21 protein-coding genes are annotated in these 22,701 nt (G+C 60.8%); 10 read left to right on the top strand and 11 right to left on the bottom strand.

What is annotated here, in order from left to right:
* Positions 1-164 precede the first annotated feature (164 nt).
* The 4 genes from A6U86_RS00840 to A6U86_RS00825 all read right to left on the bottom strand — a co-directional run bounded on the left by A6U86_RS00840 (position 165) and on the right by A6U86_RS00825 (position 6,667).
* A complete protein-coding gene (locus tag A6U86_RS00840) occupies positions 165-1,490 on the bottom strand; it encodes a hemolysin family protein (RefSeq protein WP_068385060.1) in 1,326 nt (441 codons plus the stop codon).
* A 138-nt stretch (positions 1,491-1,628) separates the two neighbouring features.
* Positions 1,629-5,090: a chromosome segregation SMC family protein gene (locus tag A6U86_RS00835; RefSeq protein ID WP_068385057.1), complete on the bottom strand. Its 3,462-nt coding sequence runs from the start codon at positions 5,088-5,090 to the stop codon at positions 1,629-1,631.
* Positions 5,091-5,276: 186 nt separating this feature from the next.
* Complete coding sequence (locus A6U86_RS00830; RefSeq protein ID WP_068385055.1) at positions 5,277-6,005, bottom strand: DsbA family protein; 729 nt, start codon at positions 6,003-6,005, stop codon at positions 5,277-5,279.
* 167 nt (positions 6,006-6,172) lie between these two features.
* Positions 6,173-6,667, bottom strand: a complete 495-nt coding sequence (locus tag A6U86_RS00825; protein ID WP_068387611.1) for a DUF721 domain-containing protein — start codon at positions 6,665-6,667, stop codon at positions 6,173-6,175.
* A gap of 98 nt (positions 6,668-6,765) precedes the next feature.
* Here A6U86_RS00825 and mutY point away from each other — a divergent pair, with 98 nt between their 5' ends.
* From mutY to A6U86_RS00810, 3 genes are read left to right on the top strand one after another with little or no spacing between them, the layout of a single operon-like run.
* A complete protein-coding gene (gene mutY, locus A6U86_RS00820; protein ID WP_068385052.1) occupies positions 6,766-7,872 on the top strand; it encodes an A/G-specific adenine glycosylase in 1,107 nt (368 codons plus the stop codon).
* A gap of 17 nt (positions 7,873-7,889) precedes the next feature.
* Positions 7,890-8,504: an HAD family phosphatase gene (locus A6U86_RS00815; RefSeq protein ID WP_068385049.1), complete on the top strand. Its 615-nt coding sequence runs from the start codon at positions 7,890-7,892 to the stop codon at positions 8,502-8,504.
* A gap of 3 nt (positions 8,505-8,507) precedes the next feature.
* Positions 8,508-8,873: a nuclear transport factor 2 family protein gene (locus tag A6U86_RS00810; RefSeq protein ID WP_068385032.1), complete on the top strand. Its 366-nt coding sequence runs from the start codon at positions 8,508-8,510 to the stop codon at positions 8,871-8,873.
* 173 nt (positions 8,874-9,046) lie between these two features.
* Here the strand turns inward: A6U86_RS00810 and A6U86_RS00805 are convergent, their stop codons facing one another.
* The 3 genes from A6U86_RS00805 to A6U86_RS00795 all read right to left on the bottom strand — a co-directional run bounded on the left by A6U86_RS00805 (position 9,047) and on the right by A6U86_RS00795 (position 11,008).
* Complete coding sequence (locus tag A6U86_RS00805; RefSeq protein ID WP_068385031.1) at positions 9,047-10,177, bottom strand: site-specific DNA-methyltransferase; 1,131 nt, start codon at positions 10,175-10,177, stop codon at positions 9,047-9,049.
* 139 nt (positions 10,178-10,316) lie between these two features.
* Positions 10,317-10,682, bottom strand: coding sequence for an antibiotic biosynthesis monooxygenase (locus A6U86_RS00800; RefSeq protein WP_068385029.1), 366 nt, complete (start codon positions 10,680-10,682; stop codon positions 10,317-10,319).
* On the bottom strand, positions 10,679-11,008 hold the full coding sequence (locus tag A6U86_RS00795) for an NIPSNAP family protein (protein ID WP_068385026.1): 330 nt from the start codon (positions 11,006-11,008) through the stop codon (positions 10,679-10,681). The genes A6U86_RS00800 and A6U86_RS00795 overlap by 4 nt, the downstream gene beginning before the upstream one ends.
* 71 nt (positions 11,009-11,079) lie before the next feature.
* On the opposite strand from A6U86_RS00795, the gene A6U86_RS00790 reads away from it, so the two are divergent.
* Positions 11,080-11,778: a helix-turn-helix transcriptional regulator gene (locus tag A6U86_RS00790; protein WP_068385023.1), complete on the top strand. Its 699-nt coding sequence runs from the start codon at positions 11,080-11,082 to the stop codon at positions 11,776-11,778.
* On the opposite strand, the gene A6U86_RS00785 is transcribed toward A6U86_RS00790, so the two are convergent.
* The 3 genes from A6U86_RS00785 to A6U86_RS00775 form a co-directional block, all read right to left on the bottom strand.
* On the bottom strand, positions 11,775-12,200 hold the full coding sequence (locus tag A6U86_RS00785; RefSeq protein ID WP_068385022.1) for a DUF1284 domain-containing protein: 426 nt from the start codon (positions 12,198-12,200) through the stop codon (positions 11,775-11,777). The two genes, A6U86_RS00790 and A6U86_RS00785, sit on opposite strands and share 4 nt — an antisense overlap.
* Entirely contained in the window at positions 12,197-12,787 is a 591-nt protein-coding gene (locus A6U86_RS00780) for a biotin transporter BioY (RefSeq protein ID WP_068385020.1), read from the bottom strand. Before A6U86_RS00780 ends, A6U86_RS00785 begins: the two co-directional genes overlap by 4 nt.
* A gap of 283 nt (positions 12,788-13,070) precedes the next feature.
* A complete protein-coding gene (locus tag A6U86_RS00775; RefSeq protein ID WP_068385017.1) occupies positions 13,071-13,739 on the bottom strand; it encodes a GntR family transcriptional regulator in 669 nt (222 codons plus the stop codon).
* Positions 13,740-13,970: 231 nt separating this feature from the next.
* Here A6U86_RS00775 and A6U86_RS00770 point away from each other — a divergent pair, with 231 nt between their 5' ends.
* Together A6U86_RS00770 and arr are read left to right on the top strand one after the other, a co-directional pair.
* Positions 13,971-14,663, top strand: a complete 693-nt coding sequence (locus tag A6U86_RS00770; RefSeq protein ID WP_068385014.1) for an HAD family phosphatase — start codon at positions 13,971-13,973, stop codon at positions 14,661-14,663.
* A gap of 140 nt (positions 14,664-14,803) precedes the next feature.
* Positions 14,804-15,217: an NAD(+)--rifampin ADP-ribosyltransferase gene (gene arr, locus A6U86_RS00765; protein WP_068385012.1), complete on the top strand. Its 414-nt coding sequence runs from the start codon at positions 14,804-14,806 to the stop codon at positions 15,215-15,217.
* 243 nt (positions 15,218-15,460) lie between these two features.
* Here arr and A6U86_RS00760 read toward each other — a convergent pair whose 3' ends face one another.
* A complete protein-coding gene (locus A6U86_RS00760) occupies positions 15,461-16,081 on the bottom strand; it encodes a hypothetical protein (RefSeq protein WP_068385010.1) in 621 nt (206 codons plus the stop codon).
* 313 nt (positions 16,082-16,394) lie between these two features.
* Between A6U86_RS00760 and thrC the strand changes: the two genes are divergently transcribed.
* From thrC to A6U86_RS00740, 4 genes are read left to right on the top strand one after another with little or no spacing between them, the layout of a single operon-like run.
* Entirely contained in the window at positions 16,395-17,792 is a 1,398-nt protein-coding gene (gene thrC, locus A6U86_RS00755; RefSeq protein WP_068385009.1) for a threonine synthase, read from the top strand.
* Between the two features lie 20 nt (positions 17,793-17,812).
* On the top strand, positions 17,813-19,111 hold the full coding sequence (locus A6U86_RS00750) for a pitrilysin family protein (protein WP_068385008.1): 1,299 nt from the start codon (positions 17,813-17,815) through the stop codon (positions 19,109-19,111).
* Positions 19,112-19,161: 50 nt separating this feature from the next.
* Positions 19,162-19,776, top strand: coding sequence for a GNAT family N-acetyltransferase (locus A6U86_RS00745; RefSeq protein WP_068385005.1), 615 nt, complete (start codon positions 19,162-19,164; stop codon positions 19,774-19,776).
* Positions 19,773-22,685, top strand: a complete 2,913-nt coding sequence (locus A6U86_RS00740) for a sensor domain-containing phosphodiesterase (RefSeq protein WP_068385002.1) — start codon at positions 19,773-19,775, stop codon at positions 22,683-22,685. The genes A6U86_RS00745 and A6U86_RS00740 overlap by 4 nt, the downstream gene beginning before the upstream one ends.
* Positions 22,686-22,701 lie beyond the last annotated feature (16 nt).

The following is a 22,701-nucleotide window of genomic DNA, read 5'->3' as shown; positions in this document are numbered from 1 at the left end:
TTCATTGAGAGGCAAATGAAAATCGACAAATACGGCAAAATGTTGCGCTGCACAATAAATATGGCCCGCAGGCTTCCGGTTTCAATCGATTGATCGAAATCGGCGCCTTGGAGCCTGTCAGAAACGCGGGAAATAGAAGGCGATCACGGATCTTGAACCGAAGTTCACACTTCGGCCTCCCTCCGCGCCAGGATCTTGTCGATCCGCATGCCGTCAAGATCGACGATCTCGAAGTGCCAGCCGCCGAAGGTGAAGCTTTCGCCGACTTCAGGCAGGTGGCCGAACTGGTAGAGAGCAAAACCTGCGAGCGTATGGAAACTGACGTCCTCCTCACCTTCGCGCAGGCCAAGCCTCGCAAAGGCGTCATAGACCGGCATCATGCCTTCCATCAGTAGCGAGCCATCAGCGCGCTCGACGACATCAGGCGTCTCGTTTTCCATATCCGGCAGATCACCGGCGATCGCTTCCAGAAGGTCGGTCTGGGTGACGATGCCTTCCAGGCTGCCATATTCATCGATGACCATGGCGAGGCGCACCGGCGCGCGCTTGAAGCTCTCGAGCACCTTGAAGACCGCTGTCGCCTCATGCACGACCAGTGGCTGGCGGATGACGGCCAATGGATTCAAGGGCTCTCCGTTCAGCAACTGATCGAGAAGATCCTTTTTCAGGACCATGCCGATCGGCTCGTCGATCGATCCACGCGCCACCAGAAGCTGTTCGAAACGGCTTTCGCGAATGGTCTTTTGCATCTCCGCCGGCGTGTCGTCGGCATCGATCCAGTCGACCTCCAGCCGTGGCGTCATGATGTTGGAGACGTCGCGATTGCCGATATTGAAGACGCGCTCGACCAGATCCTGTTGCGCTTGCTCCAGCAGGCCGGCTTCCTGGCTTTCAGCGATCAAAAGCTTGATCTCGGCGGGAGAATGCAACGACCCTTCGCCGGCACCCGGCTGCAGTCCGAAAAGACGCAGGACAAGATTGCCGAGACCATTGAGGACGGTGATTGCCGGGCGCAACAGGAAGAGGAAAAGGCCGAGCGGACGAACAACACCAAGGGCTGTGCCCTCGCTGCGCTGCAACGCCAGGCTTTTCGGCGCGAGTTCTCCGAGGACAATGTGCAGCGCAGTGATGATGATGAAGGAAATGGCGACGGCAATGGCATGAGAGCTGGCCGCAGCCCATGCCCCGGGAAGGAATTCGAGAAGCGGCTCGAGAAGATGGGCAAGCGCGGGTTCACCGACCCAACCGAGGGCGAGCGACGAAATCGTGATACCGAGCTGTGTGGCCGCCAGATTGGCGTCGAGATTGTCGACCGCCTTCTGCAGCGACTTGGCGTTCATTCGCCCCGCGGCAACCAGTTCCGTCACGCGGCTGCGGCGAACGGAAACCAGAGAAAACTCCGCCGCAACGAAAAAGCCATTGGCGGCAACGAGCAGCAACACGGCGAGTATTCCGAAGAAATCGAAAATACCGCCTCCAGATCCAGACATACTTCCCTTCCGGGCGGATTAGCGCCACATATTGTTGATCAAAAACAAAACTATCACGCTTTAAGGCTGTGCGGCAGCCGACGCGGCAATTTCTTGTCGATAACGGAACAGTTTTCTTCCGGGACCATCGGAAGACGCTCAGGCGATCTCGCGCAGGCGCTCGGCGGTCTGCAGGTCGACGGAGACGAGCTGTGACACGCCCTGCTCCGCCATGGTCACACCGAATAAGCGATCCATGCGGGCCATGGTGATGGGATTGTGGGTGATGACCACGAAGCGCGTCTCGGTCGAGGCGGCCATCTCATCCATCAGGTTGCAATAGCGCTCGACATTATGGTCATCGAGCGGCGCATCCACTTCGTCCAGCACGCAGATCGGCGCGGGATTGGTGAGGAACACCGCGAAGATCAGCGCCATGGCCGTCAGTGCCTGCTCGCCACCAGACAACAACGTCATGGTCTGTGGCTTCTTGCCTGGCGGGCGGGCGAGAATTTCAAGGCCCGCCTCAAGCGGATCGTCGGATTCGATCAACTGAAGCTCGGCCGTGCCACCGCCGAACAGGTGCGTGAACAGCCGCTGGAACTGCGCATTGACGATATCGAAGGCGACGATCAGACGTTCGCGGCCCTCGCGATTGAGGCTCTGGATCGCGCCACGCAGCTTGCGGATGGCGTCGATGACATCGTCGCGCTCCTTGATCAGCGCCTGCAGCCGCTCGATCAGCTCCTGGCTTTCTTCCTCGGCGCGCAGGTTGACGGCGCCCAGGCGTTCGCGTTCGATCTTCAACCGCTCCAGCTCGCGCTCGACTTCGCGCAGATCCGGCATGCTTTGCGATGCCGACAGGCCGGTCAATCGCATGGCCTCATGCGGCTCGACATTTAGCGTCTGCCGAATGCGCAATTCGCTCTCCTGCCGGCGCTCGCGGGCCGATACCAGCCGTTCCTCGACGCGGCCACGCTTTTCGCGGCTTTCGGCAAGTTCGGACAGTGCGGTCGCAGCGTGGCGATCGGCTTCGCGTTGAACGATTTCCGCTTCGGCGAGACGGTCGGCAGCCGCACGGCGCGCTTCCTCGGCCTTCTGCAGCTCGTTCATCAAGGCGCGGCGCTTGTCGTCGAATTCATCCGGCGCAAGGTCGAGCTCGGCGGCCTCGTCCCGCGCTTCCTCTTCGCGGTCACGCAGCGTCTGAATATGCTCTTCGGCGCTGGCAGCACGCTGGCGCCAGGTATCGCGTTCCTGCTGGATCGCCAGGATACGGCGCTGTCGCGCCTCGTTTTCGCGGTTCAGGCCCTCATGACGGGCACGGGCTTCGGCCAATGCGCCGCGATCCGTCGCGACTTCCGCCTGCTGCGCCTGCAATTTCAGATCGATGGCGGCAAGATCAGGTGCGTCTTCCAGCTCGATGCGGGCATTTTCATCCTGCATCGCCACATCTTCCAGCTGCTCCCGCAACCGGCTGATTGCTTCGGCGACCACATCGCGGCGGCGGATAAGATCGCCTGACGCGCGCTCGGCCACAACCAGAGCTTCGCGGGCCTCGGCTAGATTACGCGCGGCAAGGCGGCTGGTATCGCGGGCGGCACCCAAACGCCCCTCTTCCGCCCGGATCGCTTCCGCGGCGATCGACAGGCGCTCTTCAGCTTCGCTCAGGACGTCGCGCGCAAGCTCGACCTCGGCTTCCAGCTCGGCGAGACGATTCTTCTGAGCCAGCCGGAGCGCTGCGGCGCTCGGGGCATCGGCTCCGGTCACATGGCCGTCCCAGCGAAACACCGCGCCGTCCTTGGTGACAAGCCGCTGCCCGGGCTTCAACGCCGCCATCAGCCGCTCGGCATCCGCTGCTGCGACAATACCGATCTGACGGAGACGACGTGTCAGCGCAGCCGGCGCGCCGACATGCGAAATCAACGGCACCGCACCTTCCGGCAAGGCGGGGTCGGCCGCGCCACCGCTATTGTCGGACCAATAAGAGGGCGCCTCAGGATCGAGCGAGGATTCCAGGTCATCGCCAAGTGCGGCGCCAAGTGCGGTCTCAAAGCCACGGTCGACGCGCAACTCCTCTGCGACGGGCGAAAACGCGCCTGACGTATCGCCTGCCGCCAGCATCTTCGAAATGGTGCGCGCTTCCGTCTCGATAGCGTTCAGCCGAGCCCGCGCCTGCTCGACCGGTCCGCGCGACAGAGCTTCGGTTTCGCGTGCCCTGGAAAGAGCCGCCTCGACAAGCTGGATCGCCGCCTCGGCATCGGCAACGACGCCTTCGGCCGCTTCGACCATGTCGCGCTTTTCGCCGGGATCGGGTAGGTCGGCCATCTTTTCGTCGATGGCGGCAAGTTCCCGGTTCGCCTCGTCCATCTGGCGTTCGAGTCGCATCTTGCGGTCGGCGAGGTCACGAATGGCGCGTTCGAGCTGGTTGCGGCCGGCGGCGGCCTCGGCGCGTTCTGCCGTCAATGCGGTAAATATGCGTTCGCTATCGGCAAGCTTTGCGGCTGCCTCCTCGAACACCTCGCGCGTTTCCTCGGCAAGCCGGCCAGAATCGGCGAGAATCTCGGCAAGATCACTCTCTTCCGCATCCAGCCTGGCAAGGATCGTCGCATTGTCGGCGACAAGACGTTCCTCACGGCTGATATCCTCGGCCAGTTGCGCGAGCCGGCGGGTCAGCTCGTCGCGGCGGCGCAGGATGCGATTGGCATCCTCTTCAAGCTGGTTGCGGGCAAATTGCAGGCGCTGGAGGGCGGCGGCGGCCTTTGCCTCGTCTTCGCGCAGATCCGGCAGCTTGAAGCTGGCGATTCCCTGGGCCTTTGCCGCATCCATCTGGGTCTGAGCCTTTTCGGCCACCAGCACCGTTGCCTGGTTGAGCGCGCTGTCGGCCTCGGCTTCGGCTTCCTTCGCCTGCACCCAGCGGATATGCAACAGCATGGCTTCACGGGCACGGATGTCGGCCGACAGCGTCTTGAAGCGATTGGCCTGGCGTGCCTGGCGCTTCAGGCTTTCGATCTGGCTTTCGAGCTGCGAGGTGACATCATCCAGGCGCTCCAGATTGCCTTCGGCCGCGCGCAGGCGCAGCTCGGCCTCGTGGCGGCGCGAATGCAGGCCGGAAATGCCCGCTGCTTCTTCCAACAGCTGGCGCCGTGCCTGCGGCTTTGCCTGGATCAGCTCGCCGATGCGCCCCTGCCCGACCATCGACGGCGAGCGCGCGCCCGTCGAGGCGTCGGCAAAGAGAAGCTGCACATCCTTGGCGCGCGCTTCCTTGCCGTTGATGCGATAGACCGATCCCTGTTCGCGCTCGATGCGGCGCGTCACCTGGATTTCATCGCTGTCGTTGAAGGCGGCAGGCGCGGTGCGGTCGCTATTATCGAGATAAAGGCCGACTTCGGCAGTGTTGCGCGCCGGACGATTGCCCGATCCGGAGAAGATGACGTCATCCATGCCGGAGGCGCGCATGTTCTTGTAGGAATTTTCGCCCATCACCCAGCGCAAAGCTTCGACCAGATTGGACTTGCCGCAGCCGTTCGGCCCGACAACGCCGGTCAAGCCGCGCTCGATGACAAATTCCCCCGGCTCTACGAAGGATTTGAAACCAACCAGTCGAAGCTTGTTGAATTTCATTGGCTGATCTCCACCCTTCCCTTGAGGGGGAGGGCCGGACCAACGGTTCGGGGTGGGGTGATCATGCATTCACCCCGGAAATCACCCCCACCCGCGCGTTCCGCGCGACCTCCCCCTTCGAGGGGGAGGTAGTAGAAAACAGGCGCGCGACCTCTGCCGCCCGCCTGTGCATCGAAAAGGCGCGGATCAGAGAAGGCCGTCGATGAGCTTCGACATGGCATTAACAGACATGTCCCCTGCATAGCGCTTGCCATTGATCAGGAAGGTCGGTGTCGCATTGACGCCGAAATCCTTGGCAGCGCGTTCCCTTACGGAATTGACATCATCCAGAAGCTTCTGGTTCGTCAAGCACTTCGTAAAGCTATCCTCAGTAAAACCAGCGAGTTTCGACATTTGCAGCAGTGCGGCACGGCCATCGACATCCGGAGAGGCCCAGGCGATCTGCTGCTTGAACAGCATTTCGACCATCGGCATGTACTGCTCCTGCGGGGCGCAACGGGCCAGCATGAAGGCGGCGGCGGCGCGCGGATCGAACGGGAATTCGCGGATGATGAAGCGAACCTTGCCGGTGTCGATATACTTCTGCTTGATCGTTTCGAAAGTCGTAACAGCGAAATGCGCGCAGTGCGGGCAGGTCAGCGACATGTATTCGACGATCTTGACCGGAGCGTCTTCCTTGCCGAGTGCGATTTCCGGCAGCGGGCCGGGCTTCAGCACTTCGGTCATGTTGACGTCGCCATCGGCCGGGGGGACTGCGTCGTCACCGGAAGCGGTGGACTCCTGGCCGCCTGCGGCCGTCGAGGCATTTGCAGCGGATGCGGTGTCGGCAAAGGCAGCGAACGCCACGGAGAGAGCTGCAACGGCAGAACCGCCCAGCAGGTGGCGTTTGGTCAAGAGCATGTCGGACATCGGCATAGAGTCACCCGTCGTTGAAAGAGGTCTTCGAATGTTCCATGCGATATAACGGCTGGTTGCCGCTAACAAGGCACGGTTGACCAACTTTCTTCAAAGAATTGTGACCTAGCAAAGACAAACGCCTTAAATTTCTTCCACAATCACGAATAATCGGCACGCCCAGCCTTCTACCGGCGCTTCCAGACCATTGCAGTGCCCAATCTCTGGATTGCCGCGCGCAGCTTCTCATCCTCGATCCCGTCCATCATGCCTTCGAGCTTGCGGGCCGCCTCGCCTTTCAGCGGCGGTGGTGTGCGGGAGCGCTTCGAAGCAACCGAGACCGGCTTCTGCACGATGCGGATCTGACTGACGGCATGAAAGCCGAAGAAGCCGTTGATGCGCTGGATCAGCTCGCCCTGCGCATGGGTGAGAAAAAGGGCGCGGGCACCTTCGCAGGCGATGGTCAGCACACCCGGCTGATAGCGACTGTCCTCGCCGGTGCCGCCGCGCTTCGCCCAGGCGATCTTTTCTGGCCGCGTGCATTCGGCAAAATCGTCCCCAGCGATCTCGTCCCAGGAACCAAGCAGAGCCGTATTGATGCCGGCACGCTTCGCCAGCACGGGATCGACGATGCCGTTGGTCAGCTCGGAAATCTGCTTTTCGCCTTTTCGGGGATAACTCATCTCAATCGGCTTCCGGCGCATGCTTTATACGTTCAAGAGCTTGATCGCCCGACGCAGCTTGGCCAAGTATAGAGCAATTCCCCTCAACGCGGCAAATCATGACCACGACTTTACAATCCCCTTCGGCCGCATCCCTGCTTGCCTGGTACGATCGCCACCACCGGGATCTGCCGTGGCGCGTCTCGCCGCCTATGGCCGCCAAGGGCGTGAAGCCCGACCCCTACCGCATCTGGCTGTCGGAGGTGATGCTGCAGCAGACGACCGTGCCTGCGGTCAAAGCCTATTTCGCAAAATTCGTGGAGCGCTGGCCGACGGTCAACGACCTCGCGGCGGCGCCGAACGAGGACGTCATGGCAGCTTGGGCCGGGCTCGGCTATTACGCACGCGCGCGAAACCTGAAGAAATGCGCCGAGGCGGTTGCGACAGACCATGCGGGTCGCTTTCCCGATACCGAGGATGGCCTGCGTGCCCTGCCCGGCATCGGCGATTACACATCCGCCGCTGTCGCCGCAATCGCATTCAACCGGCAGGCAGCCGTGATGGACGGCAATGTGGAGCGCGTCATTTCCAGGCTTTACGCGATCTCGGCGCCCTTGCCCGGCGCAAAACCTCAGATGAAGCAGAAAGTCGCCCTGCTGACGCCCTCCGACCGACCCGGCGATTTCGCTCAGGCGATGATGGATCTCGGCGCGACGATCTGCACGCCGAAGCGTCCCGTCTGTTCGCTCTGTCCGTTCAACGGCGCCTGTCAGGCGCTGGCCGGGCATGACCCGGAACATTTTCCCGTCAAGGCCGCCAAGAAGGATAAGCCGGTACGGCAGGGCGCGGCTTTCGTCGCGGTCAATGGCGATGGCGAGATCTTTCTGCGCCGGCGCATCGAAAGCGGCCTGCTCGGCGGCATGACGGAAGTTCCCACAACCGGTTGGACCGCACGCATCGATGGCGAGACGGGAACCGAGGCTGCCCCTTTCCGAGCGGATTGGCAGGCTGCGGGGACCGTGACGCATGTGTTCACCCATTTCGAATTGCGGCTGTCGATCTATCGCGCCCAAGTGGCATCGAACGCCGAGCACAATGACGGATGGTGGGAGCCGGTTACAAATCTTGAAGCGCAGGCACTGCCAACAGTCATGAAAAAAGCGATCACTCAGGCTATTCCCAATGCCTTCACAAAAGTTGGGGCATTCAACAAAGCCAGCGCCTAAACATCAGGAATCCATTCATGACCACGGAAATACGGCACATCGTTTTCGATATCGGCAAGGTTCTCCTTCATTACGATCCAAACATTCCCTACAGCCACGTCATTCCCGATGATGCCGAGCGCCAATGGTTCTTCGCCAACGTCTGCACCCACGAATGGAATCTGGAGCAGGATCGCGGCCGCACATGGGAAGAGGCCGAAGGCTTGCTGATTGCCGAGCATCCGGAACGGGCAGAACAGATCCGCGCATTCCGCAAGCACTGGAACGAGATGGTGCCGCATGCCTATGATGACAGCGTCGTGATCTTCGAAAAGTTGATCGCCGAGGGACGTGACGTCACCATGCTGACCAACTTCGCCTCCGACACGTTTCGCGTGGCGCAGGAGCGCTTTCCGTTCCTCAAGAAACCGCGCGGCGTCACGGTGTCGGGCGATATCGGCTTGATCAAGCCCGATGTCGCGATCTACGAGACCCATGCCAAAAGCTTCGGCCTCGATCCGGCCTCGACCATTTTCATCGACGATTCCTATCCGAACGTCGAAGGTGCGCGGGCAGCCGGCTGGCATGCAGTTCATTTCACCGGAGCCGAGAAGCTGCGCAGCGATCTCGCCGCCCATGGCATAAAGGTTTGAACCATGATTTTCGATCCCGCAGAACGTATCGAGCTGTTTCACGATGCGATCAATCGTATCAACTATGAAGAGATCGAGAATTTCTTCGCCGAGAACGCCACCTATGTTTCCAACGGTGTCGGTGACCTCGCCGGCCGCGACGCGATCATGGAAGCATTCCGCGGCTACTTCGACACCTATCCTGATCAGACAGCGTCCAATTCACTAGTGGAGACGCTGACGCCGCTTTCGGGCCGCGCGGTCTGGTCCGTTCGGGCCACCAACAGCAAGACGGGCAAGCCGCTCATTCGCGAGGGCGAGGAGACCATCACCTTTGACGAGGATGGCCGCGTCGTGCGCGTTGATGTCACGGACTATCAGGACTTCTAAGTCCGGAAGCTAAAAAGGGCGCCCAGGACTAGCGCTAGTCCTGGGCGTCTCGCCCTCTTCCCTAACTGGAGGTACACGACGGAAGAAGGCAGGTATTTAGATTCAGCCGTTGGCGACACCCCGGAAACCGTGGGGCGGTTTGCAGCCGGGCCTGCCAACGCTCATGACCGAGGCTATTCCGCCTTTGCCATATCGCTGCGGATGATCGCCCGGAGTTCGTCGATCGGGCGCAGGGACCGCCCGTCGTCGACATGCCAGAACATCCATCCGTTGCATGCATCAAGGCCCTGGACCTTCGCTCCAAGACGATGAATGGAGCCGGCCTCGCCGCCGGAAGCAACCGTACCGTCGGCGCGGACGATCGCGCTATAACGACGCTTCGCATCCGTCAGCACCTGGCCGGGCTTGATGAGGCCGCTTTCGATCAGCACGTTGAAGGCGACGCGAACCTCGGCCTTCTTGCCGGTCATGACTGTGAGTTCCGCCTTGCCGAGCGGCTCGACGGCGGCGATGCGGGCACTGGCCGCATCGATATAATCGTGCTCGCGCTCGATACCGACGAAATGTCGGCCGAGGCGCTTGGCAACGGCACCCGTGGTGCCGGAGCCGAAGAAAGGATCGAGAATGATGTCGCCCGGCTTCGACGAGGCCATGATGACGCGTGCCAGCAAGGCTTCCGGCTTCTGGGTCGGATGCACCTTCTTGCCGTCGTCACCCTTCAGCCGCTCGCCACCATTGCAGATCGGGAACAGCCAGTCGGAACGCATCTGCACATCGTCATTGGCGGCCTTCATGGCGTCGTAGTTGAAAGTATAGCCCTTGGCCTTTGCGTTCGGGCTCGCCCAGATCATCGTCTCATGGGCGTTCTGGAAACGGCGGCCCTTGAAATTCGGCATCGGATTGGTCTTGCGCCAGACGATGTCGTTGAGGATCCAGAAGTTCAGGTCCTGCATCGTCGCGCCGACGCGGAAGATGTTGTGATAGGAGCCGATGACCCAGATAGTGCCTGTCGGCTTCAGCACGCGGCGGCAGGCCAGCAGCCAGGCGCGGGTGAAGGCATCATAGGCTTCGAAGGAGGCGAACTGATCCCACTCGTCATCGACGGCGTCGACAAGCGACTGGTCAGGACGATGCAGCGTGCCGCCGAGCTGGAGGTTGTAAGGCGGGTCGGCGAAGATGACGTCGACGGATTGATTGGGTAGTGCCTCAAGAGCGGCCACGCAATCGCCCTTGATGATCGTGTCGATCCAGGACCCTGGAACTGCGGAGGTCCTGAGGTCGGCAAGCGGGAAAACTGACGCCATTTGATACTCGCTGTTACACTTACTCGATGCTCTTAACTGGGTGTTATGGTTACCTAACTTGGTTACCAAAGACTGAAGCGGCGTCAGATTTTTCAAATTCCCGGACAGCGACCGGGAATTTATCGCTGATCGATGGGGACTATCGCACTGCGCGATCCAATCTGTCGTGCGTGGCGCGGCTATCATCCGGCACTTCGTCCCGCTCGTTCATGCCGTAATCCCGCAGGACCTCAGCCACGCGCAGGCGATAGTCGGCAAATACCGTCTGCCGACCCGCTTTCTGCGCGCCACGATGCGCCTCGCGGTTTCGCCATTCGCGAACGGCAGCCTCGTCGCGCCAGAAGGAAAGCGACAGGACCTTTCCCGGCTGACTGAGGCTCTCGAAGCGCTCGATGGAGACGAAGCCGTCGATCGTTTCGAGTTCGCCACGCAGCCTTGCGGCAATGTCGAGATAGTGCTGGCGTTGGTCAGGATGGGGGACGACTTCGAAAATAACTGCGATCATGGCGATATCCTCGGAGCATGCGGCAACGACACGTTTTTCAGGAATATGCGATCCTCCTGCAGGATGAAACGCTCGCGGCGGGAGAAATCGTGGTTGGCCTTGGCCTGCGGATCGGCGGCAAGGCTTTTGCGATAGGCCTCATAGGCTGCCAGGCTCTCGATATTGTAGACGCCGTAAGCCGTCGTCAAAGAGCCCTCATGCGGCGCGAAATAGCCGACCAGATCGGCGCCGTTGCGCGGGATGATCTGGCCCCAGGCCTTGCCATATTCGGCGAAGGCTTCCTGTTTGAAGGGATCGATCTGATAGCGGATGAAACAGGTGATCATGATGTTCTCCTTTGCTTGTGGAGATGTTTTCGCACATTGAAGAACGGTGATGCTTCGGCTACGATCGAAGTATGAAAGAAGGTCCTGACATAGCACAGATCGGCTCGTTGATCGGCGATCCGGCGCGGGCAAACATACTGACGGCCCTGATGGGTGGCCGTGCGCTGACGGCAACGGAGCTGGCGGCGGCGGCAGGCGTGACGCTGCAGACAGCAAGCGCGCATCTTTCCAAGCTCGAGGCAGGCGGGTTGCTGGCGCAGCGCAAGCAGGGTCGGCATCGTTATTTTGCGCTGGCCGATGATGGCGTCGGCAAGTTGCTCGAGGGGATCATGGGCTTTGCCGCCAGTCGCGGACATCTGCGTCATCGTCCCGGCCCGAAGGAACCGGCGCTGCGCAAGGCCCGCATCTGCTACGACCACCTCGCCGGCGACTTTGGCGTGCGCATGCTCGACAGCCTGATAGAACGTGGTTCGATTTCGACCATGGGCGAAGGGCTCAGCCTGACGGCCGATGGCGAAAGGCATCTCGGATCGATCGGCATCGACGTCTCCGACCTGCGCTCCAGCCGCCGTCCGCTCTGCCGATCCTGCCTGGACTGGAGCGAAAGGCGCGCGCATCTCGCCGGAAGCCTCGGCAAGGCGTTGCTTTCGAATTTTCTCGACAAGGGCTGGGCGCGGCGGACCGAAAACAGCCGCTCGATCTTCTTCACCCCCGAGGGTGAGCGCCGCTTTCTGGCGCTCTTTCCGATCGAGTTGGGTGACCGGTCTTAGGGGTGTCCGACCAGAACGCTGGCGAAATTGCCCGCCGCAATCCGGCTGCACAGATCTCGCCATTCACAGCCATTGCAGGCACGGCGAATCTCGCCACTGGCGAAATTGCGTCGTAGTTTCGCGAGAAGGTTCGCATCCGGCACCAATACCGCGCCCGGTTCGATCTCTTCGCCAATCAATGAGGCGACGTCCGCAAGGGCAGCCGCGTCCCGCTCGATGACGGAAGCCTTGACACAGTGCGGCTCAGCCTCGTCCAGAAGCGGCGCGCAGATATCGTCGGGGCCGGAGACCAGCTCGATCTGCTCGCCTTCCGTCAGGCGCTCGGCGATGCGGCGATAATTGGCGGTGAAGGCTGAGGTATAGCCTTCACCGACGAAGGTCAGCATGCAGAGCAGATGATGGGCGCGAAGCCGAACCGTCAATTCAGCTTTGCCTTGCCGCCATAGACCTGAACGGTCTTCAGCACGGCTGCCGCAAGGGCGGACTTCAGCACGGCCCCGAGGATGAAGGGCGCGACGCCGAGAAGCCAGCCCTTTTCAGCGCCGATCAAGGCAGCAAGCCATGCGCCGCCGATCGCAAGGCACAGGATATTGGCCGAGAGATGGGCGAGGAAACTGCGCACGACGCGCTCTCCGCCCCAGCCACGCTCGGCAAGCCAGCCGACGAGGGCGCCGATGATCGGGAAAGAGACGAGATAGCCAGCCGTCGGACCCATGAAGGGCGCGATGCCGCCTGCTCCGCCGGCGAGAACCGGGAAGCCGACCATGGCCTCACCCAGCCAGGCCAGAATGGTGATCGCGCCGAGGCGCCAGCCATAGAGAGCGCCGATCATGGTGATCGCAAAGGTCTGCATGGTGATCGGCACCGGCACCATCGGCACCGAAATCTGCGAGGCGAGCGCCAGCACCAGCGTTCCCGCGAGAACGAAGACGGCCTTGACGATCAGGGATCGCTGACCAAGGCGCAGCGGATCAAAAGCGGCGTCTTCATGATGATGCAACAGGGACATGAACTCTCCTTTTCAAATTATAGATAATTTTTAATTCCCATCTATTTAATGGCCGAGTTTACATGACGAGGCAAGCGGTAGATGTGGAAAATTGATTTTCTCGCGATGGAAGCGGCTGCATGACGAGAGACCTGAAAGGGGCGCGCTTAGCCAACCCATCTCGGCATGCGGAGACAAAAGCTCAGCTCTCGGAAGCAATACGAGTACAACTCACCCAAATTCGGTCATTAAAAAATGAACCGCAAATCAAGCGCACCCAGATTATCTATAATTTTCGACAAAACTATCCAACAATCGCAAAAGCTTCGCGCGTCGAGCCTGATGGCGTGCGCACGGGAGCACGACCGATCCATTGGACGTGCTTCTGCAGTATAGCGGCGGCCTCATCAGTTCGTCCCTGGCGAAGCGCGGCCAGGATGGCGCGATGATCGTGATCCGTGCGCTTTTCCCAGCCGGATTGCCATGCCGAGAACAGAAAGCGGGCGCTGGCCGCATGCAGATCGTCGATAGCGGCCAAGAGGCGCGCCATGCCGCAGGGCGCCAGGATGAGGCGATGGAAGCGGCGATTGGCGTCTTCCCAGGCATGCACGTCGGCAGCGGCATCGCCTTCCCGGGTCGCCTCTTCGGCGGCATCGAGAATGGCAGAGGTCAAGTGCTGTGACGCGTGCCTCAGGGCGAGGCCTTCCAACGCGGCCCGCATTTCGGCAACTTCGCGGACTTCCTTGAGATCGAAAGAAGCGACCCGAACGCCGCGACGCGGCAAGTTGACGGCAAGTCCCTGCGCTTCCAGCCGCCGGAACGCCTCGCGCACCGGCACGTGGCTGGTGCCGAATTCCTCGGCAATATGATCCTGCCGCAAACGCGCATCGGGCGCGATCTCGCCGCGGATAATGCGATCGGCAAGCACCCGGCTGATACGGCTGGCAATGGTGTCGTCGCGCTCGTTGGCCATGGCCAATCCTTAAAGGCGGCCTTGCCTGATGTCGAGCGGTACACTCAAGTCTTCAAGCCTTTTGAACGGCCCTGACCTTTTCCGTCAGTGCAGCACAGCCATGCCCGCCCATTGGTTGAGCTTTGTCGACATATCGTGTAAAGCGCGACGGTCATTTTTTGAGCATGCCCCAAACGCAACCGTTTGCGGAGAGCATGCCGAACCCAGCCCTGATCAAAGGCAGCAATTTTCATGAGCAATGGCTTCGACCTTATCATCTTCGACTGCGACGGCGTTCTGGTCGATTCGGAAATCATCGCGGCGGAAGTCGAGTCCAAGCTGCTGACGGATGCAGGCTATCCGATCAGCACCGAGGAAATGGGCGAGCGCTTCGCCGGCATGACCTGGCGCAACATCCTGCTCGAAGTCGAGCGCGAGGCGAGCATCCCGCTTTCCGCATCGCTGCTCGACAAGTCGGAAAAGCTCCTAGATCTCAAGCTTGCCGCCGACGTCCAGGCCATTCCCGGCGTTCCGCTTGCGCTGTCGCGGCTGCCGATGCCGCGCTGCATCTGCTCGAATTCCAGCGCCGCACGGCTCGAGATGATGCTGTCCAAAGTCGGCTACCTCAAGCTGTTCGCGCCGCATGTCTACTCAGCCAAGGATCTCGGCGCCGACCGCGTGAAGCCCAAGCCGGACATCTTCCTGCATGGCGCCAAGCAGATGAATGTCAGCCCCGCCAAAACCATCGTCGTTGAAGACTCGGTCCATGGCGTCCAGGCGGCACGCGCCGCCGGCATGCGCGTCATCGGCTTTACCGGCGCATCGCACACCTATCCGTCGCACGCCGACCGGTTGACCGATGCCGGCGCGGAAACCGTCGTTTCCCGCATGAGCGATCTTCCCGGCGTGGTGATGGCATTGGCTGAATGGGACGGCGTCCTCTAAGGCGCCTTTCAAAGAAGTCCTCTGGCGAGCAGCGCTGCCACTCGCGGCCTCCTATGACTTTAGATATGGCGGACATCCGGCTTGTTTCAAGCCCCTGACATGCGCGTATAACGCCCTCCGAAATCAAACGGAGGAAGCGAATGACTGTCAGCGACAATGAGATGCCGCAGCGATTCTATCATGGGACCCGGGCCGATCTGAAGCCGGGGGATCTGATCGTCGTCGGCCACAAGTCGAATTTCGGCACAGGCAAGCCGTTATCCTGGGTCTACCTCACCGGCACGCTGGATGCGGCCATATGGGGTGCGGAGCTGGCGGCCGGCGATGGGCCTCAAAGGATCTATATCGTGGAGCCGACGGGGCCGATCGTGAACGACCCCAACCTGACGGACAAGAAATTCCCGGGCAATCCGACGCAGTCCTATCGCTCTCGCGAGCCTTTGCGCATCACCGGTGAGGTCACGCAATGGGAGGGCCACTCTCCCGAGCGCCTGAAGCAAATGAAGGACAATGTTGAACGCCTGAGAACGCAGGGCGCAAAAATTATCGATTGATGCCTCGAGATCGCTCTGCGGCCGGATGGCCATCGCCGGATTTCTTCCAGCACGGAAGATAGATTGGGCGATAGTCGCAGCAGCAAAACCTGCCTGGGTTGCCAGACCCGCAACGGTTTCGACATCCGTACCGCTTGGCTTCTCATATAAATTAAAAGCCCTGCCGAACAGCAGGGCTTTTTTCCTTTTTCACCGTGAGCGCACAACACTCATACGATACGAGGTTGTGCATGGGCAAAACCACTAGTGGCGCTTCTTGCGAACCGGCTTCTCGGCCTTCGCAGGCTTCTGCGGCCCCTGATCGAAACTGATCTCAACGATGGTGAAACCACCGGATCCGCCGGCGACCTTGATATCGTCTTCGCTGAACAGGAACTGCGCCGTGGTTTCTCCCGGCGGAATTTCCGCCGTGTAATTGATCGTCTTGCTGTAGAGCGCGGTCTCATTGTCCATGACGGAGACGTGGATCGGCAAGGTCACCTTGCCGGAGCTGCCCATCGGGCCGGCGACAAGCCGTCCCTGCGCGACGACATGGATGCCCAGGCTGGTGCCGTCGCTCGTGCACTGGCGAGTGGCCTGTGCCAGCGACGCCTGATAGGTCAACTGGCTCGCATCGTCCTTGGCGCCCTTGGCGTAAAGCCGGTAGACGGATGACTGATCGGGAATGGTGACCTGCGGGCACTTGCCGGCAACATAGGTCTGACCACCGGTCGGAGCGGCTCCCGTGGCACTTGCCTGCGGAGCGACGGTAACATCCGTTGCCGGCTGCTTGTCACTATTGCCGCCGATACCGAGAGTACTGCAACCCGTGAGCAATGCCAGAAGCGAAGCGGAGAAAAGACGACGCGAAACCCTGCCAAACACTATAATTCCACCCTCTCCAAATATTTCACATTATCGGCCTGAAGCCTGTCCGACGGGCCTTTTATGACACTTGGCGATGGTCTATACCAGCGACGCAGCGAAAAATCGATTGGGTAGACACCGTTTTGGCTCACTTTTCGAGATCGACAGATTGGCACAAACTGCGGCCAGCCGGCACCGATCCCACGCGCCTTGCGCAAACGCGAAAACCACGCGGCTGATCCGGCGCAAAAAGACAGGTCGTCGCCGCTTCATTCCTCTACTCTCTCAACCGATCACTCAGGCAATTTTGCGACCAAAGGAATCTTAGACCGTGGACTATATTTCAACGCGGGGAGAAGCCCCTGCCCTTGGCTTCTGCGACGCCCTCCTGGCTGGCCTTGCTCGTGACGGCGGGCTCTATGTTCCCCGTGAATGGCCGACCCTGACGAAGAAAGAAATCCGCGCCTTTCGCGGCAAGAGCTATCAGGATGTTGCCTTCGCCGTCCTGTCGCCCTTCATCAACGGCGAAATCCCGACAGACGTCTTCCGCGGCATGATCGACGATGCCTACGCCACCTTCCGCCATCCGGCGGTGGCGCCGCTGGTGCAGACCGGGCCGAACAGCTTCGTCATGGAGCTGTTCCACGGCACGACGCTTGCCTTCAAGGATGTCGCCATGCAGCTGCTGGCACGGCTGATGGACTATGCGCTGGAGAAGCGCGGACAGCGGGCGACCATCGTTGGCGCTACATCGGGCGACACGGGTGGCGCGGCGATCGACGCCTTTGCCGGCCGCGAGCGCACCGACATCTTCATCCTGTTTCCGAATGGCAAGGTCTCGCCCGTGCAGCAGCGGCAGATGACCACCTCGACGCAGGCGAATGTGCATGCGCTGGCGATCAACGGCAATTTCGACGATTGCCAGAACCTCGTCAAAGCCATGTTCAACGATGCGGCCTTCCGCGACAAGGTCAGGCTTTCCGGTGTCAATTCGATCAACTGGGCACGAATCATGGCGCAGGTGGTCTATTACTTCACGACAGCGGTAGCGCTCGGTGGCCCGGACCGGAAGATTTCCTTCACCGTCCCCACCGGCAATTTCGGCGATATTTTCGCCGGCTATGTCGCCAAGCGGATGGGCCTGCCGATCGAACGCCTGGTCATCGCCACCAATGAGAACGACATCCTCGCCCGCATGCTGAAGACCGGCCGTTATGAGATGCGCGCCGTCAAGGCCACCAGCGCGCCATCGATGGATATCCAGATCTCCTCCAACTTCGAACGCCTGTTGTTCGAGGCGCATGGCCGCGATGCCTCCAAGGTCCGCGCCGCGATGGAAAGCCTGAAGCAGTCGAATGGTTTCTCGGTCAGCGAAGACGCCCTGAAGTTCATCAAGAAGGACTTCAAGGCCGGCCGCGCCAGCGAAAAGCAGGTTGCCGAAACCATCAAAAAAACGCTTGCCGAAACGGGCTATCTGCTCGATCCGCATACGGCCATCGGCGTCTTTGTCGCCGAGAAGAACGAGCGTCCGACAAGCCCGATGGTGACGCTTGCGACCGCGCATCCGGCAAAATTCCCCGCCGCAGTAAAATCCGCCTCCGGTATTGACCCGGCGCTTCCGACGTGGCTTGCTGGTCTGATGACCAGGGAGGAGCGTTTCGATATTCTCGATCCGGAACTTAAAGCCGTTGAAAGCTTTATCGGCAAGCATGCCCGGGCCGGCGAATAACAGACGCGGAAAGACAAGCGATGACAGTGGAATGCACCCGGCTTGCGTCCGGGCTGACAGTAGCAACCCAATCGATGCCGCACCTCGAAAGCGTGGCACTCGGCGTTTGGATCAAGTCCGGTTCGCGTAACGAGACCGAAGAAGAACACGGGATTGCGCATCTGCTCGAGCACATGGCGTTCAAGGGTACGGCGCGTCGCTCGGCCCGGCAGATCGCCGAAGAAATCGAGAATGTCGGTGGCGAAGTCAACGCCGCCACCTCAACGGAAACGACCTCCTATTATGCCCGTGTGCTGCGGGACGATGTGCCACTCGCCGTCGATATCCTCGCCGATATCCTGACCGAATCCGCCTTCGACGAAGAGGAACTGGCCCGCGAAAAGCAGGTCATCCTGCAGGAGATCAACGCGGCGAACGACACGCCCGACGATGTGGTCTTCGACAAGTTCTCCGAAGTCGCCTATCGCGGCCAGACGCTGGGACGTGCCATCCTCGGCACGCCGGAAACCGTCGTCTCGTTCTCGCCCGCACAGATTCGCGGCTATCTCGACCGCAATTACACGACCGACCGCATGTTCGTCGTCGCGGCCGGCGCGGTTGATCACGAAAGCTTCGTGCGCCAGGTCGAGGAGCGTTTCTCCAGCCTGCCGACCAAACCTTCGACCTCGCCCATCATCGAACCGGCCCGCTATATCGGCGGCAATGTTCGCGAGACGCGCGACCTCATGGACGCGCAGATCCTTCTCGGCTTCGAAGGCCGCGCCTATCACACGCGCGATTTCTATTGCTCGCAGATCCTTGCCAATGTTCTTGGCGGCGGCATGTCCTCGCGCCTGTTCCAGGAGGTCCGCGAACTGCGTGGCCTCTGTTATTCGGTCTATGCCTTCCACTGGGGTTTTTCCGACACCGGCATTTTCGGCATCCACGCGGCGACCGGCGGCGAGAATCTGCCGGAGCTGGTGCCTGTCATCATCGATGAGCTGCACAAGGCCTCCCACAAGATCGAGCAGCAGGAAATCGAGCGCGCCCGCGCCCAGATCCGCGCACAGCTGCTGATGGGCCAGGAAAGCCCGGCCGCTCGCGCCGGCCAGGTCGCCCGGCAGATGATGCTCTATGGCCGCCCCATCCCGAACCAGGAGATGCTGGAGCGCCTGGAGGGCATTACCATCGACCGCCTGACGGATCTTGCAGGCCGGCTGTTCTTCGATACAGTACCGACGCTTTCGGCGATCGGGCCGCTGGAGCAGCTGGCGCCGATGGAAGACATCGTCGTGTCGCTGTCATCGCCAAAGCCTGCATCCAGAAGCGCCAGCGGCTAAGGGCACGCCGCGGGCCGATGGGTTCAATTCTCGGGGGAGTGCTTGGCCGCATGCAAAAATCTGTGTTTCGTTTTCTCTCACGTCATCCGGACGCGGTTGAACTCGAAAACGACACATATTTGCTGCGCCTGCCGCGCTACTCCGACTTCAATCAATGGCACAGGCTGCGGGCCGAAAGCCGCCGCTTCCTGGAGCCCTGGGAGCCCACCTGGCGGCATGACGAGCTGACGGAGGCTGCGTACCGGGCCCGCATCATCAGAGGCAAGCAGGAATATAGTTCCGGCCAGGCCATACCATTATTCGTTTTCCTCAAGGAAAACACGACATTGGTCGGAGGCATCACGATCGGATACATACGCCGCGGTGCCGCGCAGAGCTGCATGATCGGATATTGGATGGGTGAACGCTATTCCGGTCAGGGACATATGTTCGCCGCACTTCAATTGGTTATACCCTATATCTTTTCCGGACTTGAGTTGCACCGAATTGAAGCAGCCTGTATTCCGGATAACGAGCGTAGCATGCGGCTTTTGGAAAAAGCCGGGTTCCAGCGGGAAGGTCATTTGCGCGGTTATCTAAAAATCAACGGTCAGTGGCGCGACCACGTGATGTTTTCCAGGTTGGCCGCCGATGCCGACCCGAACCGAAAATACGACCAGCGATGACCGCCGGGCTGATACCGACGATGCCGATGGCCAAACGGCTCGGCACAGTGCTTGCGGCACTTGCCGCCGCCCTGCTGCTGTTTTTGGCCGGCATGGCGCATGCAGCCGAGCCGGTGAAGATTTCCCGCGATGATACCGCGCTTGATCTGACGGCGACGACGGAGATCTACACAAATCAGGGCGAGGCTTTTCAGGTTTCAACGGCCGCGGGCGCCGACGGCATTCGGCGCCGCATTGAGGTACGATCCTCCTCGCCGAACCATCAGGGCGACTGGGCCGTCTTCGCGCTCGCCAATGTTTCGGAAGAACAGCTGGAGCGCGTCATCGTCGCCCCGCATTTCCGCCTGGTGAATTCGAAAGTCTTCTGGCCGGATCTTGGCTCACAGCGTATCGTTGCCATCACGCCGAGCGAAGGCTTTGCGCTCGATCGGCAGCCGAGCGACGAGGCCGATGTCTTCCGCATCACGCTGAACCCCGGCGCAGTCGTGACCTTCGTCGCAGAGCTTTCCTCTCCGAACCTGCCGCAGCTCTATCTCTGGGAACCGAACGCCTACAAGGACACGGTCAACGCCTTCACGCTCTATCGCGGCATCGTGCTTGGTATTGCCGGCCTGCTGGCGGTGTTCCTGACCATTCTCTTCGTGGTCAAAGGCACGTCGATGCTGCCGGCGACAGCGGCGCTCGCCTGGGCAGTGCTCGGCTATATCTGCGTGGATTTCGGCTTCCTCGGCAAGCTCATCAGCATCACGTCAAGCGATCAGCGAATATGGCGCGCCTGCGCGGAGGTGGCGCTCGCATCGAGTCTGGTGATCTTCCTGTTCACCTATCTCAATCTTAATCGCTGGCATGCGCATCTCGGCTATGTGACGCTGGCCTGGGTCCTCGGTCTTGCCCTGCTCTTCGGCGTGGCGATCTACGATCCGTCGATCGCGGCCGGCATCGCCCGGCTGTCGCTGGCGCTGACGGCGACCGCGGGTCTGCTGCTCATTATCTATCTCGGCTTCAACCGCTATGATCGCGCCATCCTGCTCGTACCTGCCTGGGCGCTGATCCTCGTCTGGCTGTTCGGCGCCTGGATGACGATCATGGGCAAGCTCGACAACGACATCATCCAGCCGGCACTCGGCGGCGGCCTGGTGCTCATCGTGCTGCTGATCGGCTTTACCGTCATGCAGCATGCCTTTGCCGGCGGCGCCTTCCAGCAGGGCTTGTTCTCCGACCTCGAACGGCAATCCCTCGCCCTCACCGGCTCGGGCGATACCGTCTGGGATTGGGACGTAGCGCGCGACCGCGTCGTCACGACACCAGACATCTCCATGAAGCTCGGTCTTTCTCCCGGCAGCATGCATGGCGCGGCCCGCAACTGGCTGCCGCGACTGCATCCAGACGATCGCGACCGTTTCCGAGCGACTCTCGACGTACTTCTCGAACATCGGCGCGGCCGGCTGAACCACGAATTCCGCATTCGTGCCGAAGATGGCCATTTCCACTGGCTCTCCATTCGCGCGCGGCCGGTGCTCGGTTCGAACGGCGAAATCATTCGCTGCGTTGGCACCATCGTCGATATCACAGAGCAGAAGAATTCGATCGAACGACTGCTGCATGACGCCGTGCACGACAATCTGACAGGGCTGCCAAACCGCCAGGTCTTCCTCGATCGCCTGCAGGCCGTGCTGACGCTGGCATCGGATAGCAACCAATTGCGGCCGACGGTGATGGTCATCGACATCGATCGCTACAAGCTCGTCAACGATACGCTTGGCGTGGCGGCGGGCGATAATATCCTGATTGCGCTGACCCGACGCCTTCGCCGCCTGTTGAAGCCCCAGGACACGCTGGCTCGTCTCTCCGGCGACCAGTTCGGCCTCATTCTCGTGTCCGAACGCGATCCGGCCAAGGTTGCGGACTTTGCCGATGCGATCAGCAAGGCGATCATGGTGCCGATCAATTTCGCCAATCGCGAGATCATTCTGACGGCCTCCGTCGGATTGACCTCATGGGTCGATCAGCAGGAAAATGCGTCCGGCATGCTCAGCGACGCCGAACTTGCCATGTATCGGGCCAAGCGCGCCGGCGGCAATCGCGTCGAGCCGTTCCAGCCCGCCTTCCGGAGCTTCGGCACCGATCGTCTGCAGCTCGAAACCGACCTGCGCCGTGCCGTTGAACGCAAGGAACTTTCGCTGGTCTATCAGCCGATCGTGCGGCTGGAGGATGCCGAAGTGGCTGGCTTCGAGGCGCTGATGCGTTGGGAACATCCGAAACGCGGCAACATTCCGCCCACGGAATTCATTCCCATTGCCGAGGCCTCGGACATTATCGGCCCGCTTGGCATGTTTGCGCTCGAGCAGGCAACCAACGATCTGAAGGCCTGGCAGCGACAGACCGGCGACCTGCCGCTCTTCGTCTCCATCAACCTTTCCAGCGTGCAGTTGCTCAACAACGAACTCTATGACGATATCCGGGCGCTGCTCGCCAAAACCCATTGCGATCCGAGCCGGATCAAGCTGGAGCTGACGGAATCGCAGGTGATGGAAAACCCCGAGCAGGCCCGGCTGGTGCTCGACAAGCTCCGCGAAGCCGGCATCGGCCTGGCGCTTGACGATTTCGGCACCGGTTATTCCTCGCTCGCCTACCTCACCCGCTTCCCCTTCGATACGATCAAGCTCGACAAGGCGATGGTCCGCGACGAGAGCGATAAGAAGGCCATTCTCCTGCGTTCCGTCATTTCCATGGCGCGCGAACTGAATATGCGTGTTGTCGCCGAGGGTATCGAATCCGAAGAGGATGCGCTGGAACTCGCCAAGATCGGCTGCACCTATGGGCAGAGCTTCATCTTCGGGCCGCCGATGGGATCAGAGTCGGTTATCAGGCTGCTGAAAGAACGCTTTCCCCTGACAAAGCGGGCCTAGCCCACTTCCGATCTAT

Source organism: Rhizobium sp. AC27/96, from assembly GCF_001692325.1.
Lineage (GTDB): Bacteria > Pseudomonadota > Alphaproteobacteria > Rhizobiales > Rhizobiaceae > Rhizobium.
This window is presented reverse-complemented; position numbering and strand designations above follow the sequence as displayed.

What these genes read in the sequence shown, in the direction of transcription:
- A6U86_RS00805 (WP_068385031.1), bottom strand. Translation starts at nt 10,177, where the DNA reads ATGGCGTCAGTTTTCCCGCTTGCCGACCTCAGGACCTCCGCAGTTCCA.
- A6U86_RS00750 (WP_068385008.1), top strand. Translation starts at nt 17,813, where the DNA reads ATGACAGTGGAATGCACCCGGCTTGCGTCCGGGCTGACAGTAGCAACC.
- A6U86_RS00775 (WP_068385017.1), bottom strand. Translation starts at nt 13,739, where the DNA reads ATGGCCAACGAGCGCGACGACACCATTGCCAGCCGTATCAGCCGGGTG.
- A6U86_RS00835 (WP_068385057.1), bottom strand. Translation starts at nt 5,090, where the DNA reads ATGAAATTCAACAAGCTTCGACTGGTTGGTTTCAAATCCTTCGTAGAG.
- mutY (WP_068385052.1), top strand. Translation starts at nt 6,766, where the DNA reads ATGACCACGACTTTACAATCCCCTTCGGCCGCATCCCTGCTTGCCTGG.
- A6U86_RS00840 (WP_068385060.1), bottom strand. Translation starts at nt 1,490, where the DNA reads ATGTCTGGATCTGGAGGCGGTATTTTCGATTTCTTCGGAATACTCGCC.
- A6U86_RS00800 (WP_068385029.1), bottom strand. Translation starts at nt 10,682, where the DNA reads ATGATCGCAGTTATTTTCGAAGTCGTCCCCCATCCTGACCAACGCCAG.
- A6U86_RS00770 (WP_068385014.1), top strand. Translation starts at nt 13,971, where the DNA reads ATGAGCAATGGCTTCGACCTTATCATCTTCGACTGCGACGGCGTTCTG.
- arr (WP_068385012.1), top strand. Translation starts at nt 14,804, where the DNA reads ATGACTGTCAGCGACAATGAGATGCCGCAGCGATTCTATCATGGGACC.
- A6U86_RS00790 (WP_068385023.1), top strand. Translation starts at nt 11,080, where the DNA reads ATGAAAGAAGGTCCTGACATAGCACAGATCGGCTCGTTGATCGGCGAT.
- A6U86_RS00830 (WP_068385055.1), bottom strand. Translation starts at nt 6,005, where the DNA reads ATGCCGATGTCCGACATGCTCTTGACCAAACGCCACCTGCTGGGCGGT.
- A6U86_RS00795 (WP_068385026.1), bottom strand. Translation starts at nt 11,008, where the DNA reads ATGATCACCTGTTTCATCCGCTATCAGATCGATCCCTTCAAACAGGAA.
- A6U86_RS00815 (WP_068385049.1), top strand. Translation starts at nt 7,890, where the DNA reads ATGACCACGGAAATACGGCACATCGTTTTCGATATCGGCAAGGTTCTC.
- A6U86_RS00780 (WP_068385020.1), bottom strand. Translation starts at nt 12,787, where the DNA reads ATGTCCCTGTTGCATCATCATGAAGACGCCGCTTTTGATCCGCTGCGC.
- A6U86_RS00745 (WP_068385005.1), top strand. Translation starts at nt 19,162, where the DNA reads ATGCAAAAATCTGTGTTTCGTTTTCTCTCACGTCATCCGGACGCGGTT.
- A6U86_RS00825 (WP_068387611.1), bottom strand. Translation starts at nt 6,667, where the DNA reads ATGAGTTATCCCCGAAAAGGCGAAAAGCAGATTTCCGAGCTGACCAAC.
- A6U86_RS00810 (WP_068385032.1), top strand. Translation starts at nt 8,508, where the DNA reads ATGATTTTCGATCCCGCAGAACGTATCGAGCTGTTTCACGATGCGATC.
- A6U86_RS00740 (WP_068385002.1), top strand. Translation starts at nt 19,773, where the DNA reads ATGACCGCCGGGCTGATACCGACGATGCCGATGGCCAAACGGCTCGGC.